Source organism: Pseudofrankia sp. EUN1h, assembly GCF_001854645.1.
Lineage (GTDB): Bacteria > Actinomycetota > Actinomycetes > Frankiales > Frankiaceae > Pseudofrankia > Pseudofrankia saprophytica.
Window position 1 is genome coordinate 170,268 of record NZ_MBLN01000042.1, and the last position, 17,220, is coordinate 187,487.

General features: G+C 70.6%; 17 protein-coding genes. 11 read left to right on the plus strand and 6 right to left on the minus strand.

Translation table 11 applies throughout. The annotated features are described in order from the left end of the window. Positions 1-36: 36 nt before the first annotated feature. The 3 genes from BCD49_RS09940 to BCD49_RS09950 are packed head-to-tail and all read right to left on the minus strand — an operon-like array spanning position 37 to position 2,559. Positions 37-1,005, minus strand: a complete 969-nt coding sequence (locus tag BCD49_RS09940) for a quinone oxidoreductase family protein (protein ID WP_007509937.1) — start codon at positions 1,003-1,005, stop codon at positions 37-39. After that, positions 1,005-1,364 (minus strand): EthD domain-containing protein, encoded by a 360-nt coding sequence (locus BCD49_RS09945; RefSeq protein WP_007509936.1) that lies wholly within the window; start codon positions 1,362-1,364, stop codon positions 1,005-1,007. Before BCD49_RS09945 ends, BCD49_RS09940 begins: the two co-directional genes overlap by 1 nt. A 37-nt stretch (positions 1,365-1,401) precedes the next feature. After that, a complete protein-coding gene (locus BCD49_RS09950) occupies positions 1,402-2,559 on the minus strand; it encodes an acyl-CoA dehydrogenase family protein (protein WP_007509934.1) in 1,158 nt (385 codons plus the stop codon). Between the two features lie 262 nt (positions 2,560-2,821). Between BCD49_RS09950 and BCD49_RS09955 the strand changes: the two genes are divergently transcribed. The 6 genes from BCD49_RS09955 (at position 2,822) to BCD49_RS09980 (ending at position 8,865) form a co-directional block, all read left to right on the plus strand. Next, a complete protein-coding gene (locus BCD49_RS09955) occupies positions 2,822-4,774 on the plus strand; it encodes a dehydrogenase E1 component subunit alpha/beta (protein WP_106410556.1) in 1,953 nt (650 codons plus the stop codon). A gap of 157 nt (positions 4,775-4,931) precedes the next feature. Beyond that, entirely contained in the window at positions 4,932-6,218 is a 1,287-nt protein-coding gene (locus BCD49_RS09960) for a cytochrome P450 (RefSeq protein ID WP_071041415.1), read from the plus strand. A gap of 39 nt (positions 6,219-6,257) precedes the next feature. After that, complete coding sequence (locus BCD49_RS09965) at positions 6,258-6,452, plus strand: ferredoxin (RefSeq protein ID WP_007509929.1); 195 nt, start codon at positions 6,258-6,260, stop codon at positions 6,450-6,452. Then, on the plus strand, positions 6,445-7,302 hold the full coding sequence (locus BCD49_RS09970) for an enoyl-CoA hydratase-related protein (protein WP_083401369.1): 858 nt from the start codon (positions 6,445-6,447) through the stop codon (positions 7,300-7,302). The genes BCD49_RS09965 and BCD49_RS09970 overlap by 8 nt, the downstream gene beginning before the upstream one ends. Continuing rightward, positions 7,299-8,078 carry an SDR family NAD(P)-dependent oxidoreductase gene (locus tag BCD49_RS09975; RefSeq protein ID WP_071041443.1) on the plus strand — a complete coding sequence of 260 codons (780 nt, stop codon included), beginning with the start codon at positions 7,299-7,301 and terminating at the stop codon, positions 8,076-8,078. Before BCD49_RS09970 ends, BCD49_RS09975 begins: the two co-directional genes overlap by 4 nt. Before the next feature lie 13 nt (positions 8,079-8,091). Next, positions 8,092-8,865, plus strand: a complete 774-nt coding sequence (locus tag BCD49_RS09980; protein WP_007509923.1) for an SDR family NAD(P)-dependent oxidoreductase — start codon at positions 8,092-8,094, stop codon at positions 8,863-8,865. Positions 8,866-8,913: 48 nt separating this feature from the next. On the opposite strand, the gene BCD49_RS09985 is transcribed toward BCD49_RS09980, so the two are convergent. After that, positions 8,914-9,627 carry a TetR/AcrR family transcriptional regulator gene (locus BCD49_RS09985; RefSeq protein ID WP_007509921.1) on the minus strand — a complete coding sequence of 238 codons (714 nt, stop codon included), beginning with the start codon at positions 9,625-9,627 and terminating at the stop codon, positions 8,914-8,916. Positions 9,628-9,878: 251 nt separating this feature from the next. Between BCD49_RS09985 and BCD49_RS09990 the strand changes: the two genes are divergently transcribed. After that, a complete protein-coding gene (locus BCD49_RS09990) occupies positions 9,879-10,928 on the plus strand; it encodes a cyclase family protein (protein ID WP_007509919.1) in 1,050 nt (349 codons plus the stop codon). A gap of 897 nt (positions 10,929-11,825) precedes the next feature. Further along, the gene (locus BCD49_RS09995) at positions 11,826-13,214 is read left to right on the plus strand and encodes an HNH endonuclease signature motif containing protein (protein ID WP_232794332.1); all 1,389 of its coding nucleotides are present in this window, start codon (positions 11,826-11,828) and stop codon (positions 13,212-13,214) included. Here BCD49_RS09995 and BCD49_RS10000 read toward each other — a convergent pair. Next, the gene (locus BCD49_RS10000) at positions 13,189-14,352 is read right to left on the minus strand and encodes a hypothetical protein (protein ID WP_007509916.1); all 1,164 of its coding nucleotides are present in this window, start codon (positions 14,350-14,352) and stop codon (positions 13,189-13,191) included. The two genes, BCD49_RS09995 and BCD49_RS10000, sit on opposite strands and share 26 nt — an antisense overlap. Continuing rightward, positions 14,349-14,972 (minus strand): SigE family RNA polymerase sigma factor, encoded by a 624-nt coding sequence (locus BCD49_RS10005; protein ID WP_007509914.1) that lies wholly within the window; start codon positions 14,970-14,972, stop codon positions 14,349-14,351. The genes BCD49_RS10000 and BCD49_RS10005 overlap by 4 nt, the downstream gene beginning before the upstream one ends. A 105-nt stretch (positions 14,973-15,077) precedes the next feature. Here BCD49_RS10005 and BCD49_RS40500 point away from each other — a divergent pair, with 105 nt between their 5' ends. From BCD49_RS40500 to BCD49_RS10015, 3 genes are all read left to right on the plus strand, one after another. Next, positions 15,078-15,338 (plus strand): tetratricopeptide repeat protein, encoded by a 261-nt coding sequence (locus BCD49_RS40500; protein ID WP_232794202.1) that lies wholly within the window; start codon positions 15,078-15,080, stop codon positions 15,336-15,338. Positions 15,339-15,451: 113 nt separating this feature from the next. Continuing rightward, a complete protein-coding gene (locus BCD49_RS10010; protein ID WP_007509913.1) occupies positions 15,452-16,015 on the plus strand; it encodes a hypothetical protein in 564 nt (187 codons plus the stop codon). Continuing rightward, positions 16,015-16,617: a DUF3885 domain-containing protein gene (locus BCD49_RS10015; protein WP_007509911.1), complete on the plus strand. Its 603-nt coding sequence runs from the start codon at positions 16,015-16,017 to the stop codon at positions 16,615-16,617. The genes BCD49_RS10010 and BCD49_RS10015 overlap by 1 nt, the downstream gene beginning before the upstream one ends. The last annotated feature ends 603 nt before the right edge of the window (positions 16,618-17,220 follow it).

Consider the following 17,220-nt stretch of genomic DNA (forward strand, 5'->3'; position numbering starts at 1 on the left):
ATTTCAAAGTATCTGTCGGCGGCCTACTCCGGTGACCTACTTGGGTCGGGCGACCACCTTGCCGAAGACGTCGCCGTCCACCATGGCCTGGAAGCCGGCCCGGGTGTCGGCGAGCGGGATGACCTCGTGGATCGGGGGCCGCAGGCCGTGGTCCACGATCATCTTCACGAGCCCTTCGAGATCGTGGCGGGATCCCATGGTGGTGCCGACGATCCGCAGGTTGGCCAGGTACAGCCGCTCGATGTCCAGGGGCGGGTTCGTCCCGGACGTCATGCCGGCGACGACGATCGTGCCGCCGGGACGAACGGCCTTCATCGAGTGCGCCCAGGTGGCCGCCCCCACGGTCTCGATGACCACGTCGACCCGTTCCGGGAGCCGCGCGCCCGGCTCGAACGCCGCGGCCGCGCCGAGCGCGACGGCGCGGGAGCGCTTCGCCTCGGACCGCCCGGTGACCCAGACGCGCACGCCGGCCGCGCGGCCCAACATGATCACTGCGGTCGCCACGCCGCCGCCGGCGCCCTGCATGAGCACCGTCGTGCCCTCGGTGGCGCCGGCCAGGACGAACAGCATCCGGTAGGCCGTCAGCCAGGCCGTGGGCAGGCAGGCCGCCTCCTCGAACGACAGCTCGGCCGGCTTGGCCACCAGGTTGCGGGACGGCACGGCGACGAACTCGGCCAGCCCGCCGTCGTGGAAGTCCGACAGCATCGAGATCCTCGGGTCGAGCACCTCGTCGCCCGTCCAGGCGGGGTCGCCCACCAGCGCGTGCACCAGGACCTCGTTGCCGGCCTCGTCGACGCCGGCCACGTCCGAGCCGAGCACGCGCGGGAACGGCGCGTTCCTGGGCCCGTGCCCGCGCAGCGACAGGATGTCGTGGTAGTTCAGCGACGCGGCCCTGACCTCGACGAGGCTCCAGCCCTCGGGAACGGCCGGCTCCGGGTGGTCGCCGACGCGCAGTCCCGACAGCGGGTCGGCCTGGTCGGCCGCGGTGATCGTCGCGGCCAGCATCAGCGGCCGACCCCGAGGTTGGACTCCTCGGTGACGAGCACGTACCGCCTGCTCTTGTCCATGAAGTTCTCCTCGTCGTCGCGCAGCACCCGGCCCTCGTCGCCGAGGTACCAGCGGTTCCAGGTCGTGAGCCCGGCGCGGTCGCGGAACCCGATCTCGGTCACGCAGTCGTACGCCGTCTCGGTGGTGCCGCGGCCGAGCACGACCGTRTGGTTCTGCACGTAGTGGATGATCGCGTCCGCCACCTCGGCCGGGATCACGCGGTGGAAGAGCGGCGCGTGCCGGTGCTCGTAGTACTCCCGGAACTCGCCGAGTGTCAGGTCCGGCCGGCGCTTGATGAGCGCGACGATCTTGATCATCGTGCGGGCCGGGCCGTCGCGGCGTCCGTCTCGGCCGTCACGGCGTGCGTTTCGTGAGGTGCCGTGCGATGACGTTGCGCTGGATCTCGCTGGTGCCCTCGCCGATCTCCAGGACCTTCGCGTCCGCGTAGAACCGGGAGATCGCGGACTCGCGCACGTAGCCGTAGCCGCCGTGGATCTGCACGCTCGCGCTGGCCGCGCGGTTGGCGACCTCGGAGGTGTAGAGCTTGGCCATCGCCGCCTCCTTGGCGAACGGCCGGCCCCGGTCGCCGAGCCACGCGGCGCGGTACACCAGCGCGCGGGCGGCCTCGACCTCGGTGGCCATGTCGGCGAGCTTGTGGCCGATGGCCTGGAACCGGGAGAGCTTGCTGCCGAACTGCTCACGCTCGTTCGCGTGCCGCAGCGCCAGGTCGAGGGCGGCCTGCGCGAGGGAGAGCCCGAGCGCCGCCACGCTGATGCGCCCGGCGTCGAGGACCTCCAGGAACTGACGCAGGCCGTTCCCCTCCTCGCCGATCAGGTGGTCGTCGGGGATCCAGCAGTCGGTGAAGATGAGCTCGCGGGTGTCCATCGCGTGCCAGCCCAGCTTGCGCAGCGCGTTTCCCTTGGAGTACCCCGGCGTGCCGTCCGGGATGAAGAACGTGCCGAAGCGCTTCTTGCCGTCGGGCGAGGTGCCGGTCGTCGCGAGGATGGTGACGCCGAGGCTGATCGGTGTGCCGGCGTTGGTGATGAACATCTTGGTGCCGTTGATCCGCCACCCGTTCCCGTCCCGCACCGCGCTCGTGCGGATGGACGCGGCGTCGGAGCCGGCGGTCGGCTCGGTGAGTCCGAACGCGCCGAGGTGCGTGCCGGTGGCCAGCGGGACGAGCCAGCGCTTCTTCTGCTCGTGGGTGCCGAAGGCGGCGAGCGGCAGCGACGCGATCGTCGAGTGGGCGTTCCACGCGGCGGCGATCGACTGGTCGGCGCCGCCGATGGCCTCCATCACGGCGACGTAGGTGACATAGCCGGCGTCCGCGCCGCCGTACTCCTCGTCGATGAGCATGCCCATGATCCCCAGCTCGGCGAACCTGGGGAAGATCTCGGCGGGGAAGTACTCACGCTCGCTCCAGTCGGCGGCGTGCGGCTCGATCTCCTTGGCCGCGAACTCGCGGCACACGCGCTGGAGGGCGAGCGTCTCCTCGGGGAGATCGAAGTCCATGGCCGCTTCCCGTCGACGAAGGGTTGCATTTTTGGAACGAGCGGTACAAGAATGTCGCGTTGTCGCCCGATGTCAAGCGGCCTGCCGCGCTGCCGCGGGCCAGGTGCGGGCCAGGTCACCGTTGGCCGGGTACGGCCAGGCCACCGAGGCCGGGTGCGGGCCAGCGGGGCACAGGCTGGAAGGAAGGCTGCAGGCGTTGACGTCCACCGACGTGGAAGAGATCGGCACCGATGCGGCGACGCTGGGTGAGCTTTACCGGCGGATGCGCCTGATCCGGCGCTTCGAGGAACGGGCGTCGGTGCTCTATCGCGACAGCCAGATCCCCGGCTTCCTGCACCTGTCCATCGGCCAGGAGGCGACCGCGGTCGGGGCCTGCTGGCCGCTCGACGACCGGGACGTGATCACGTCCACGCACCGCGGCCACGGCCACTGCATCGCCAAAGGCCTCGACGTCACCGAGATGTTCGCCGAGCTGATGGGGCGCGAGACGGGGACGAACCGCGGCCGCGGCGGCTCGATGCACATCGCCGACCCGCGCAAGGGCATCTTCGGCGCGAACGGCATCGTCGCGGCGGGGCTGCCGATCGCCGCCGGCGCCGCCATCGCCGCGCGGCTGCGCGCGGCCGGCGGCGCGGGTGACGGTTCGGCTGGCGCTGGCGCTGGCGGTTCGGCCGGCGGCGTCGTCGTCGCCTTCTTCGGGGACGGCGCGGTGGGGCAGGGCATGTTCCACGAGGCCGTGAACCTGGCCGCCGTCTGGGACCTGCCGGTGATCTTCCTGTGCGAGAACAACCACTACGCCGAGTTCTCGCCCGAGGCCGACCAGCACCGCGCGTCGCTGGCCGACCGGGCCCGCGGCTATGGCATCGGCTACGCGCACGTCGACGGCAACGACGTCCTCGCGGTGGCGCAGACGACGTCGCGGCTGGTCCGTGACCTTCGGGCCGGCGCAGGGCCGGTTCTGCTGGAGGCCGAGACCTACCGCTGGCACGGTCACTACGAGGGCGACCCGGAGCGATACCGGGACGCCACCGAGGTCGACACCGCCAAGATCGGCGATCCGCTGCTCGTGCTCGCGCGGCGGATGGAGCCGGAGCAGGTCGCGACGATCGACCGGGACGTCGACGAGCTGATCGAGAAGGCGGTGGCGACGGCGTCCGCCGCGCCCGAGCCCGACCCGGCGACGCTGTACCACTACGTCACCAGCCCGCGCGAGGCCGTCGCGGAGCCGCCCGAGCCGACCGGCGAGATCTTCCGGACGATGGACGCGGTGCACGACGCGCTGGACCTCGAGCTGGGCAGCGACCCCGACGTGTTCGTCGCCGGCATCGACGTCGGCGCCGGCGGCAACGTCTTCGGCCTGACCCGGGGGCTGGCGGCGAAGTACCCCGGCCGGGTGCGCGACACGCCGATCTCCGAGAGCGCGGTCATCGGCGTCGCCGTCGGCGCGGCCATGGCCGGCCTGCGGCCGGTGGTCGAGGTCATGTACCTCGACTTCATCGGCGTCTGCCTCGACCAGATCATGAACCAGGCCGCGAAGATGCGCTTCATGACGGGCGGCGCGGCGAGTCTGCCGCTGGTCGTCCGCACCCAGTTCGGGGCGGGGCGCTCGTCCGGCGCACAGCACTCGCAGAGCCTCGAGGCCCTGCTCGCGCACATCCCGGGGCTCACGGTCGTCATGCCGTCCACGCCGGCGGACACCTACGGCCTGCTGCGCAGCGCGATCCGTGACCCCAACCCCGTGGTCTTCATCGAGCACCGGCTGCTCTATGGGCGCAAGGGGCCGCGCCCCGCGTCCGACGCGCTGATACCGCTTGGCAAGGCCGCCATCCGCCGCGAGGGCACGGACGTCACGCTGGTGTCCTACTCGAAGATGGTGCACAACTGCCTCACCGCCGCCGAGCAGCTGGCCGGCGAGGGGATCAGCGTCGAGGTCATCGACCTGCGCACGATCGCGCCGCTGGACTACGAGACGGTCCTCGGGTCGCTGGCGAAGACCAACCGGCTCGTCATCGCGCACGAGGCGGTGACGCCGTTCGGCGTGGGCGCGGAGCTGGCCGCGGCGGCGGTGCGCGAGGGCTTCTGGACGCTGGACGCCCCGGTGATCCGGGTGGGCGCGGAGCCGACCCCGGCGCCGTACGCGCCGTCGCTCGAACGCGCCTGGCTGCCGGACGTCGAGCGGATCGCCGCCGCGGTGCGCGAGTCGGCCAGCGCGTAGACCGTATGAGCGAGCCGCCCGCCGAACCGACGCGCAGCGTGACGCGTGCGCGCCGCGCGGCCCGCGCGCACCCGAACGTCGAGCAGGACCCAACGCCGAGCACTGCCGAACGCCGAGCGCGACCCGGCGCCAGGCGCGACCGAACCGGAGCAGCCAGATGACGGAACTGACCGACCTCAGCACGGCGAACTTCTTCCGCGACCAGGAGATCGCGGTCGACCCGTGGGCGTACTTCAACTTCCTGCTGGCCGACCGTCCGGTCTGGATCGAGCCGAAGTACGGCGTCGCCATGGTCGCCGGCTGGGAGGAGGCGCTGGCGGTCTTCCGCGACCCCGACACGTTCTCCTCGTGCAACCTCATCGCCGGGCCGCGGCCGGCCTTCCCCGTCGAGATCAAGGGGCAGGGCGACGACATCTCCGAGCTGATCGAGGCGCACCGGGACGTGCTGCCGCAGAGCGACCAGCTCGTCACCTTCGACCCGCCGAAGCACACCGCTCACCGTTCCATCCTGATGGGGCTGATCACGCCCAAGCGCCTCAAGGAGAACGAGGAGTTCATGTGGCGGCTGGCCGACCGCCAGCTGGACACGATCCTCGCGATGGGCACCTGCGAGTTCATCGAGGACTTCGCCCAGCCCTACACGCTGCTGGTCATCGCCGACCTGCTGGGGGTCCCCGAAGAGGACCACCAGATGCTGCTGGAGAAGACCGGGATCGGCGTCCTGCCCGGTGGCACCGATGAGAAGCAGTCGATGGGGCACCACACCCTGGACCCGCTCTACGACTACTTCATCGACCRCATCGGGGCCCGCCGGAGCAGCCCCCAGGGCGACGTCCTCACCGGCATGGCGCAGGCGACCTTCCCGGACGGGACCACCCCGGACCTGATCGACGTCGCCCGGATCGGGGCCAACCTGTTCGCCGCTGGCCAGGAGACCACGGTCCGGCTGCTCGGCGCGTGCCTGCAGCTGCTCGGGGACAGCCCGGACCTGCAGCGGCAGCTTCGGGAGGACCGTTCCCTCATCCCGCGCTTCGTCGAGGAGGCGCTGCGCCTCCAGGGGCCGATCAAGAGCATGTTCCGGCTGGTGCGCAAGTCGACCACCCTCGGCGGCGTGGACCTGCCCGCGGGGACCGTCGTGTCGCTGGTCGGCGGCGCGACCGGCCGGGACCCGCGCCAGTTCGAGAACCCGGACGCGCTGTGGCTGGAGCGCCCGAACGCGCGCCGGCACCTGGCGTTCGGGCACGGCGTGCACACCTGCCCCGGCGCTCCGCTGGCCCGGTCCGAGGTGCGCGTCGTCCTGGAGCGGCTCTTCGACCGCACGTCCGCGATCAAGATTTCCGAGGAGTTCCACGGCCCGGCTGACGCGCGGCGTTACGAGTACATGCCCACCTACCTGTTCCACGGCCTGATGAGCCTGCACGTGGAGCTGACTCCCGTCGCGTGAGACCAGTGAGCCCGAGATGCTGCGAGTGGAGGAGCCAACGTGGCTCATGAGATACGGATTGATCGTGACCTGTGCATGGGGTCCGGTCAGTGCCTGATCTACGCGCCGAGTACCTTCGCCCAGGACGACGACGCGATCGCGATCGTCGTCGACCCCGACGGCAACACGGCGGCTGAGCTCGTCAGCGCTGTCACCGGCTGCCCGACGCAGGCGATCTCGGTCGTCGATGTCTGACGCTGACGCCTCGCCTGGCGCCGCCTCTGGCGCTGTCTCTGGCGCCGGGTCCGAGTCTGGCGCCGTTTCCGAGGCTGTCCGCTACGAGGTCTCCGACCACGTCGCGGTGATCACCCTGAACCGGCCCGCGGCGCGCAACGCCGTCAACCACGACGTCGCGGTCGGGCTGGAATCGGCGATCGACGCCCTGGAGAACGACCCGGACGTCTGGGTGGGCGTGCTGTGCGCCAACTCCGCTGGGCAGGCGCGCCCGGTGTTCTGCGCCGGCGCGGACCTCAAGGCGATCGAGGCCGGGCAGCTCGACACGCTCATGACCGCCCGCGGCGGGTTCGCGGGTTTCGTGTTCCGCGAGCGCGCCAAACCGGTGGTCGTCGCGGTCGACGGCCTGGCCACCGCCGGGGGGCTGGAAATCGTCCTGGCCGCCGACCTGGTCGTGGCCAGCACCCGCTCGGYCTTCGGGCTCGCCGAGGTGAAGCGCAACCTCGTCGCCTCCTCCGGAGGCCTGTTCCGGCTGCCGCGGGCGATCGGCCAGGCAGCCGCCCTGGACGCGATCCTCACCGGCGAGCCGATCGAGGCGACGCGTGCGTTCGCGCTGGGCCTGGTCAGCCGGCTCGTCGAGCCCGGCGAGGCGCTCACGGAGGCGCTGCGGCTGGCCGAACAGATCGCCGCGGCCGCGCCGCTGGCGGTGCGGGCCAGCCGCCGCATCGTGCGCGCCGCCGCGACCACTGACGATGACACGCTGCGAGCGATGTCCGACCAGGAGTTCAGGCGGCTGCTCGATTCCGAGGACACGAAGGAAGGATTGGCGGCGTTCATCGAGAAGCGCTCGCCGCGGTGGAGTGGGCGATGAGTGACCGGATCGAGATCCCGCCGACGTTTCCGACCGTCGGCGACGTCCGCGGTAAACGCGTGGTGCTGACCGGCGCCGGCCGGGGGCTTGGGGAGCTGCTCGCGCACGCGTTCTCCCGGGCCGGCGCGAGCGTCGCCCTGGTCGCGCGCACCGAACGCGACCTGAAGACGGTCGCCGACACCCTGCCCGGCCCGGTCCTGCTGTTCGACGGTGACGTGCGCGACGCCGCGTTCAACGAGGCGGTGGCCGACGGCACGGTGGCGGCCTGGGGCGGCGTCGACGCCTGGATCTGCAACGCCGGCATCTCCCCGGTCGTCGCCGGTCCGTTGAAGACCGACCCGGACGTGTGGCGCGACGTCCTCGACGTCAATCTCACGGGGGCCTTCCTGGGCGCCCGCGCCGCCGCGCGGGTGATGACCACGGGTGGACGCCTGATCTTCACCGGGTCCGTGCTGGGGGAGCGGCCGGCGCGCGGCCTGGCGGCCTACAGCGCGTCCAAGGCCGGGCTGGTGGGCATGGCGAAGGCGCTGGCGCTGGACCTCGCATCGAGGGGAATTACCGCGAACGTGGTCGCCCCCGGCTGGTTCGACTCACCGCTCGCCGCCGGTTGGAAGAGCAACGACCGCCTCGAGCGGTCCATCCTGGACCACACGGCGTTGCAACGCTGGGGCCGGCCCGGCGAGCTGGCCGGGGCCTACCTGTTCCTGGCCTCCGCCRCCGCCGATTTCCTCACCGGAGCCGTCCTCACTGTCGATGGCGGCTACCTACTCAAGTAAAAGGTCAGGTCAGATGTCCGATCAGCAGTCCGGTCGACCAAGCCCTTCCGGGCGACGCGTGGTGGTGCTGCTCGGCGCGGGCGGCACCCTCGGTTCAGCCCTGGCGCGCACGTTCGCGGCCGAGCCCGGCACCGACCTCGTCCTGGCCGATGTCAGCGAGGCGGCGCTGGCAGCGACGGCGGAGGGCATCGAGGGTGGCGACGCGAAGCCGGAGACCGCCGTCGCCGACGTCAGCGACCTGGCACAGGTCGAGGCCGTCGTGCGCCTGGCGGTGGAACGTTTCGGCCGGCTCGACGTCCTCATCAGCAACGCCGGCGTGCTCGCGCAGAACGGGCGCATCCACAACCTGACGACCGCGGACTGGGACCGGTCGTTCCGGGTCAACGTGCTGGGCGCCGTCAACGCCATCCATGCCGCCGTGGGACCCATGCGTAAGCAGGGCAGCGGGTCGATCATCCTGACGGCGTCGGTGGCGGGCATCACCGCGTGGTCGCACTCGGCGCCGTACTGCGTCACCAAGGCCGGCGTGATCCACCTCGCCAAGGTCGCCGCCGTCGAGTACGCCCGCGACGGCATCCGGGTGAACGCGGTCTGCCCCGGCACGTTCCTCTCCGGAATGCACACGGAGCTGCCCCAGAACGCGATCGACGCGATCGCGGCGAAGCACCCGCTCGGCCTCGGCGCGGCCGACGACCTGGTCGGTGCCTACTCCTACCTGGCGAGCGACGCGTCACGGTGGACCACAGGGTCGGCGATCGTCGTCGACGGCGGTTACGCCGCGCCGTAGCCGGCTCCCGCCCGTAGCCGGCTCCCCGAGCCGTAGCCGCCTACTGGGCTACGCGGTGCCCTGACGCCGCTTCTTCGCGCCCGTCCGCGCCGAGGGGACCGCCGGCGCCGGCGTACCGGCCACGTCCGTCGGCGGCCTGGTGACGGTGCCGGCGGACGGCGGTGCGGCGGAGATGCCGCGGACGAAGATGTCGGCGTACTGTGCGGCGAGGTCGAGCACGCCGACGCGCCCGCCCGGGCGCAGCCACAGGTAGGTGTAGTTGTGCATGCCCAGCCACGCCTTCGCCGCCATCGGCGGGTCGATGTCGCGAAAGTGGCCGGTGCGCTGGCCCGCCTCGAAGATGTCCTCGACGCGCATCTCGTATTCCCGGCGCCGCTGCCGGAACGTCTCGGCGTTCTCACCGGTGAGCGCGGGGAACTCGTGCAGGAAGACCCAGACGTGGTCGGGATAGCGGTGGATGACGTCGAGGAGTTCGGCGCCGAGCTGGGCGAGCTGCTCGGGCGGAGTGCCCTCCGAGCTCGCCGCCCTGTCGGCGCCGACCATCACCTCGTCCATCACCCGGTCGTGGATCGCGACGAGCAGCTGCTCCTTGGAGCCGATGTAGTAGTAAAGCGCGCCCTTGCCGACCTGGTTGGCTTCGCAGAGTTCGGCCGTGCTGGTGCCGTGGAACCCCCGCTGGGCGAAGACGTGCGCGGACGTGTCGATGATCGCCTGGCGGCGCAGCTCCCACTTGGCGCTGCGCCGAACAATGACCTCCGTCATGGCCTTCGCGGTCGCTCCGTTCGGCTCAGCTGTGTCGTTGGCTGTGTCGTTGGCGGTCAGGTGCGGGCCGGTGCCGTTTGAGGTCAGGAGTTCTGGTCAGGCGCTGGCCTGTGCCGCCGGAGGCCGTGTCCCGTGCCGCTGCGTACGTCTCCCCGCCGGTCAGGATACGCGGCCGTCAAATCGTTGACCGCTCGGTACAAGACTGGCTAGGTTCGCTGGGCGGGTGGCCGTCCCGGTCCTGAGGAGGAACAGTGGCAAAGCGCTGGAAGCAGCGTCCRCAGGACTCGAACTGGGGCGACTGGGGCGACGACGACGAGCTCGGCCGCGTCAACATGATCACGCCGGAGAAGGTGCTCGAGGGCGTCCGCGAGATCTCCGCCGGCCGTTCGTTCTCGCTGAGCCTCCCGCTGGACCTCCCTGGTGGCAGCTCGCTCAACCAGCGCCGCTACCCGCCGATCCTGCGGCCCACGGAGGACCTGAAGCACAAGCCCGACGTCTTCTACAACGTGGTCGGGCGGGATCGGCTGCACTACTCGTTCACCGACGTCTGGTCCGACGACCTGGTGACGCTCTGGTTGCAGTACTCCACGCAGTGGGACGCGCTGGTTCACCAGGGCGCGCTCTTCGACGCGGACGGCGACGGGGTCGAGGAGCCGGTCTACTACAACGGTTTCCGGCCTGACGAGGACGTGATCGGGCCGCAGGAGGACGCCAAGGGCGACGGCAGCGGCAGCCTCAGCTTCGCCCGGCACCTCGGCCTGGAGCACATGGCCGCGCACGGCGTGCAGGGTCGCGCCGTGCTGATCGACATCGCTCACCATCTCGGGAACACCGAGGAGTGGACCGGGGTCAGCTGGAAGACGCTGCGCGAGATCATCGACGCCGACAAGGTGGAGATCCGCCCCGGCGACATGGTGATCCTCCACACCGGGTATGCCACCAAGATCCTGGAGTGGAACGGCAAGCCCGACGAGTCTCGTATCCAGGCGATGTACCCCTACCTCGACGCGCAGGACGACGGGATCCTGCAGTGGATCCTCGACTCCGGGCTGTCGGCGCTCATCGCCGACAACTACGCCGTCGAGGGTTTCGCGCCCGCGAGCCGCGAGCCGCACACCCTGCTGCCGATCCACGAGCTGTGCCTGTTCAAGCTCGGCATCCCGCTCGGTGAGCTCTGGTACCTCCACGACCTGGCCGCCTGGCTCCGCGAGAACAACCGCACCAGCTTCCTGCTCACCGCCCCGCCCCTACGCCTCCCCGGCGCCGCCGGCGGCCCGCTGACCCCCATAGCGACGGTGTAGGCAAAACCGGTGATGGAACCCGCGTGGGCCTTCCTCACGCGGGGACCGGCGGCGGCGACGGTCACAGGTGACTAACCCGCGCTGGCAACCAGGCCAGGCGCCCGGTTGTCCTGTGGTCCGCGTGAGCGCGCACGCTCACCGGTGGGTCGCCCGTGCCGTCGTCGTGGTCGGTCATCTCTTCGGTAAGGCGGCGGTGGCGGCCGGGAACATCCTTCATCCGGCATGCCCATCATGTTCGTGATCCCATGCGTGCGGATGCTGGGCGTCCGCATCGCCGCCTGGTCTGGCAGGGGTTTCCGTCGTCTGGCCCGGACGGTGATACTGACGGCCCGGTTGGATCGCTTGCAGCTGTGATTCACGAAAGTCGCGGTTGCGTTTCCTTTTCCGTGTCGTCGAACGTGCGGGAAGCGGTAACCGCGTCTTCCGGGTAAATCCAGTTAGTGCGGTCCGGTTGCCCCCTCCATCTAAACTGGGGAGGGCGGCCGGAATGGCTGGTCCGACGCCGCCGACCGTGCCTGGCCCGAATTCCGGCGCGGTTGATTTCCCCCTCCTCCGAGCTACCATGAACCCATGTTCGATATGCATGGCGGCCATGCTCCGTCGTCGCCCGACCCACAGGCGGGTCCCGCGGATACCGCTGGGCCGCGCAGGGGCAGCTGGTCCGGACCTTCCCTCCGACCCACCGGTTCCAGACCGTCTGGGTTCAGTTCRCCGGCGCCACGGCGGCCGTTGTCCCGATCAGCGGCGCGCCCCTCCCGCCCGATCGCCGCCGCTCAGATGCCCGTCACCGCGACGGAAGAGCCGGGCGCGGTGTCTCTGGACGCGGTGTCTTCTGCCGCGGGGCCTGAAGGTGGACCGTTGAGGTGGCTCGCCCAGGCGGATACCGCCCTGGAGGCCATGCCGGCCGGGCTGGCGGGCTGCGCCGAGGAAGCGGCGTTTGACCTGGTGGTGGAGCTTGTCCGGCTGGCCTCCCGTCTGCAGGGCTTGACGATCCGGGCGCAGGTCCACCTGGCCAGGCTTCGGCCGGCGCCTTCCGACGACGGCGACGAGAGCGGTGGGCCCTATTCGGAGTTCCTCGCCGCCGAGCTGGGTCAGTCGCCCCGCACCGCTTCCGGCCGGCTCGCGCGGGCCTGGGATATCGCCCATCAGGTGCCCGACGCGCTCGACGCGTTGACGTCGGGCCAGCTGGACTACCCTCGGCTGCTCGCGCTGCACGACGTCACCCAGGCGCTGTCCGACGGGCAACGAGCCACCGTCGAGGCGCAGATGCTGGCCGGCGGCCGGTTGAAGTCGCCGTCGCAGTGGCGCCGCAAGCTGCACCGGATGGTCGCTCGGATCGATCCGGACGCCGCCGCGCGGCGGCGCAAGGAAGCGCACGCTCAGCGTGGCGTCGCCGTACAGGCTCTTGAAGACGGCATGGGTCTGCTGTCGGCGACGTTGGCGGCCCACGACGCACACGCGATCTTCGAGCGGATCGACCGGATCGCGAAAGCCGATGCCCGTGCCGACGGCGACAGGCGGCCGATCGACGCCCGGCGCGCGGACGTTCTCGCTGCGTTGCTGTTGGGTAACCGCCGCGAGTTGGTGAAGGTCGAGATTCAGGTCATCGCTGCCGTCGGCACCCTCGCTGGGCTGGACGACAACCCCGCCGAACTCGTCGGCCATGGCCCGATCCCGGCCACGGTCGGCCGGATGCTGGCCGCTGACGCGAACTGGCGCCGTGTCCTGACCGACCCGGACACCGGCACTGTCCTGGACCTCGGACACCGGCGGATTCCGACCCCGGCGCTTGCCCGGCTCATCCGACATCGGGACACCCGATGTGTCTTTCCCGGCTGCGGAATGCCCGCTACCTGCTGCGATATCGATCATACGGTCGCTCACGCCACGGGCGGTCGAACCGCACTCGACAACCTTGGCCTGTTGTGTCGCCATCACCATTCGGCCAAACAGGGTCGGGGGTGTCATTTCTCGCGTTCGTGCAGGCGGGGGTCGCAGGTCGTCTCGGCCGTTGCGGCCGACTGGCGTGATTCCAGAGCAGTCACGGCCTGCGACCAGTCACGAAGCGCATCCCGACTCTCTAAACCCAGCCGGCAGATTAGACCGGGCGCCGGAGGACGACGGCGGAACCGATCACGAGACACTCCCGATGGACGCCGCCGCGGGAGAATCTCGCGCAGCATGGGGCCGGCGCAGCTTCGCGGAAAAGACAGGCGGCCCACCGGTCGGGAGACCGGTGGGCCGCCGTGTGGTCACGGCTTCAGGGACACTGTTCGAGCAGGCTGATGGTTCGGAACGCGGCACAAAAGCTGGCGCCGCTGACCTGCCAGCCGGAACCGGTGCGGACCATGGTGTCGGTCACGTAGTCCGATATGCGGCCCGGGCTGATCGGGTGCTTCGGCTCGGTGAAGGTCAGTTCGGTCTCGATCGTGGCGTGGGTCGCGTCGACGCTTGCCGGCTGGCTGACGGTAATCTTCAGCGTCGCGGCGAAGCCGGGATAGTCGGTGAGGATCTTCCGGCGGGTGGCGAGCAGTGCCTGCCCGTCCTGGACGGCGGCGACCCACTGGTCGTCCGGGGTGGTCGGGGTGAACGCGGCCGCGACGACGGCGCGGATCGCTGCCGTGTCGGCCTCGCCGACCGCGCCGGGCCGGGTGCCGGGGCGCAGCCCGGCGGCGATCGCGCGCACCTCGGCCCAGTCGACGGGGACGACGTCGCTGACGATGACGCCGAGCGTCGGGCCGTGCGGGCCGGCCTGCCAGTAGAGGGCGCCCTGATAGCGGGCGTTGGTACCGTCGCCGCCGGGCAGCGGGGGCTCGCTGGCCAGGGCTCTCGGATCGCTGGGGGTGACGCCGTCGCCGACCTGGAGGGCGGGCTGGCCGGCGACCGTGGTGCCGGTCGCAGCGGGGAAGTAGGCTCGTAGGTTGTCGACGGTGTAGCCGTCGGCGTCGGGCAGCCAGTCGACGGTGACGGTGATCATGGCGGTCTGCCCGCCGTCGGGGCGCACGAACGCGCTGTTGTAGGTCCAGGACTGGTTGCTGATCCAGCCGTCCGGGCCCTGCGGGACCGGCCCCCGAGCGGCGAACGCCGGGGTGGCGAAGCCGTGGTCATCGCCGACGTGGACGCTGCCCGCGGGTAGCCAGTTGGTCGTCAGGCCGCCGTAGGCCCACGGGAGGGGGGGCCGCGCGGGGTCGACGGTCCGGGCGGGGGTGATCGTGAAGCCGGTGCGCAGGCCGACGGGGATCGCGAAACCGGCGACGATCACAGCAACGACGGCGGCGACCGCGGCGAGCCGGCCACGGGAGCGGTGCCGGCGGGCGCGCGCGTGGACGGCCGGGCCGAACGTCGGCGGGATGCCGCCCGGCGGCGGGTCGGTGCGCAGGGCACGCAGGTGGGCGAGCAGGTCGGTGTCGTCGATCCGGTTCACCAGTTCTCCCCCTCGGCAGTGACGGCGACAGACTTAGAGCGCCCGTTGGTCAGGATGTCGGCGGTCGGCGTCGCCACGGCCTGCGGGCGCGGGGCATAGGGGCCTAGGCCGGCGAGGTGCTCGCTGCTGCGGAGCCGCAACAGGCCGCGGTGAGCCTGGGCGCGGACGGTGCCGATCGAGCAGCCGAGCACGGCGGCGACGTCGCCTTCGGGCAGGTCGTCGACGTAGCGGAGCACGATGACGGCTCGTTGCTTCGGCGGGAGGGCGCGCAGGGCGCGGATCAGGCCGTCGCGGACGGTTAGCCGGTCGGCGTGATCCGTGCCCGCCTCGGCCGGATCGACGGTCCACGCGCCGTCGACGAGCAGCGGCACCTCGGTGACCCGGGCGCGCAGCCGTCGCCATCGGGACGTGGCCCCGTTGACCAGGGCTCGGCGGACGTAGGCCTCGGGCTGGTCGTCGGCGATCCTGGGCCAGTGCCGCAGCACCTTCTCAAACGCGGACTGCAGCAGGTCCTCACCAGCGGCCCGGTCGCCACCTGACAGCAGCACAGCGGTCAGGAGAAGCCGGCCGGCCGCCTCTCCCATGAACGCCTCGAATGATCGTTTGTCATCCGCACGCACCCTCGCCTCCGGTCTCTGTGTTTCCTGGCTCGCGTCGCTCGCGGGTCCCATTCCGCCGTCCGAAACGCGCCCAGGCCGTCCCACTATGAGCACCGGCGAGTGTGGGTGCGGTTTGCCGGGCGGCTGTCCGGCGCCCACACCCTCGCCATCCGGTTGGCCGAGGCTGGCAACCACGCCGCCGCCCGAGCACTGGCCGAGGACACCCTCACCCGCCGCCGCCGGATCCTCGGCGACAACCACCCGAACCCCCAGGTCAACGTCCGGTGCTGCGCTGGCAAACGATCAGAAGTAGGACTCCCCGACCTCAGGCCGGCAAGAACGTGCAGGTCAGCGTCATATGTCGATCTTCACAAATGTGACCCTTGACCAGGGTCGAGGGTGTCATTTCCTGCAGTCGTGCAGAGGTGGGCCGTGGTCGCGGGTCCGCCGTCGTGGGTAATGGGCGCGACGGGCACGGCGAGCGTCGGGATGATGYGGGCGTGGATGACTGGCCGGACCAACCTCCGTCGCCGCGGCTTGTCGCCGCCTGGTGGGTCCTGGGCACAGTGCCRGTGGAGCCGATCCCGCTGTGGGCGGCGCACTGGCTGGTCGCTGGCTACGACGGCGAAGCCCTTGCCGAGCTCGCGGGGCTCAGCGGACGCGACCTTGGCGCCGTTCACGACCTGCTCGAAGCAGCCCTGGGCGACTGCGGCTTGGACCGGTCCGATCTCGACACCGCGGAGCGCGGCCGGAAATGCGCGACCGCCATGACCACCTTTACCACCATCGCCGAACTACACGTCCAGGGACGCGCGACCGAGCAATGGGTCCTCGACAAGATCCACGAGATGGCCGATAACGACAGGATGGTCGACCCCTACCCTGATGAGGCAGTCACCAGCCTGCCACTGGGTCGGCTTTACCTCCTCGCCGACGAATGGAAGTTCCCGCGACTCCCAGCCGATGATCAAATTCGGGCGGTCGTTCAGCAGGCGTGCCGCGAGCAATTCCATGCGGCATTCGGCGCCAACACGGCGCCCTCCAGGCGCGGCATGACGGCTTGATGGGGGCGAACCAGGTGCTGACCGCGTCGACCTTGACGCAGTCGTGGGAGCGGCGGTGGCCCGAGTGTCCTCCGGTCGCGCACTGGCTGCGCGACCGATACCCGGACCGATGGGTGAGGTTCCACAGCCTTCCCGAGTCGAAGCGGTACCCCACCGACGAGACCGAGTACGCCATCGTGCTTCGCCGGCACTACACCGTGCTGTCGGCGCTCGCTCCAGGGCCCGACCTCCTGGTCGTGACCAGCGAGTGGACAGAGAACGTGGAACCCGGTTCTCCGGTCTGGCCGACACGCTCGCAGATCGCCCCGAGGGCGTGGCACTGGCGAACCGTGCTGGAGGAGCCGGACGAAGCCCCCGAGTGGCGTAGCTACACCCAGCTCTATGCCGAGGTGATGCCCTGGCGGCAGGGCGCGATCGACGCCGTGCTGAGGGCTGTCGCAAACGACGAACTCGCAAATGTGATCCTCGCGCCGATCGACCTCGGGTGGCTGTATCACCCCTACGACGGCGGCGCCGACGTCATCCTCCCAACACGAGAGCGACGAGACGCCCTGAAGGTGCAATACCGAGCCTGGCTATCCAGGCACTCGCTTGGGCTTTGAAATCTCAACCGGTAGACGAGCGCGGGTGGCGGTGGACGGGCAGGAACGATTTTGTAAGGAAGGGCGTCCGAGCAGAGACGCTTGATCCGCCAGCGGTCGGGAGATCGACCCAGGCCTCAGCAACTAGGCAGAATATCCATGTGCCCCGCCGGGTTGGCTGGTGTTGACGGTGAACGGTGATGAGCCTGCCGCCAGCCGTGGCCACCGATGGCAGTCGATGATCTGGTGGGATTTTCGGAGCTGGGACTCCGAAAATCCCACCAGATCATGAACGGCCCGGCGATCGGGCGGATCCTGGGTGCCGTTGGCGCGCTGCTCCGATTTCCCCACCAGCCGATCACACGGAGAAGTCACTCCGCAGTTCTGTGACGGCGAACGCTCCGGCCCGACGCGCCAGCCGCTCGGTGATCTCGGTTTGTGCCCTGCCGTGGTTGCCTGCGGGGCCAGATCGCGACCACCCGAGTGCACAAACAGCGATCAAGCCGCGGGCCCCACCGTCGGGGGCCGCAGGCGGGAGCTCGCGCGTCCCGGTCCTCTGCGCCACGCCACAAATGAAGGCCTTGACCATCGAGGTGGCTGGACGCTGGACCAGCCAGAATCAGG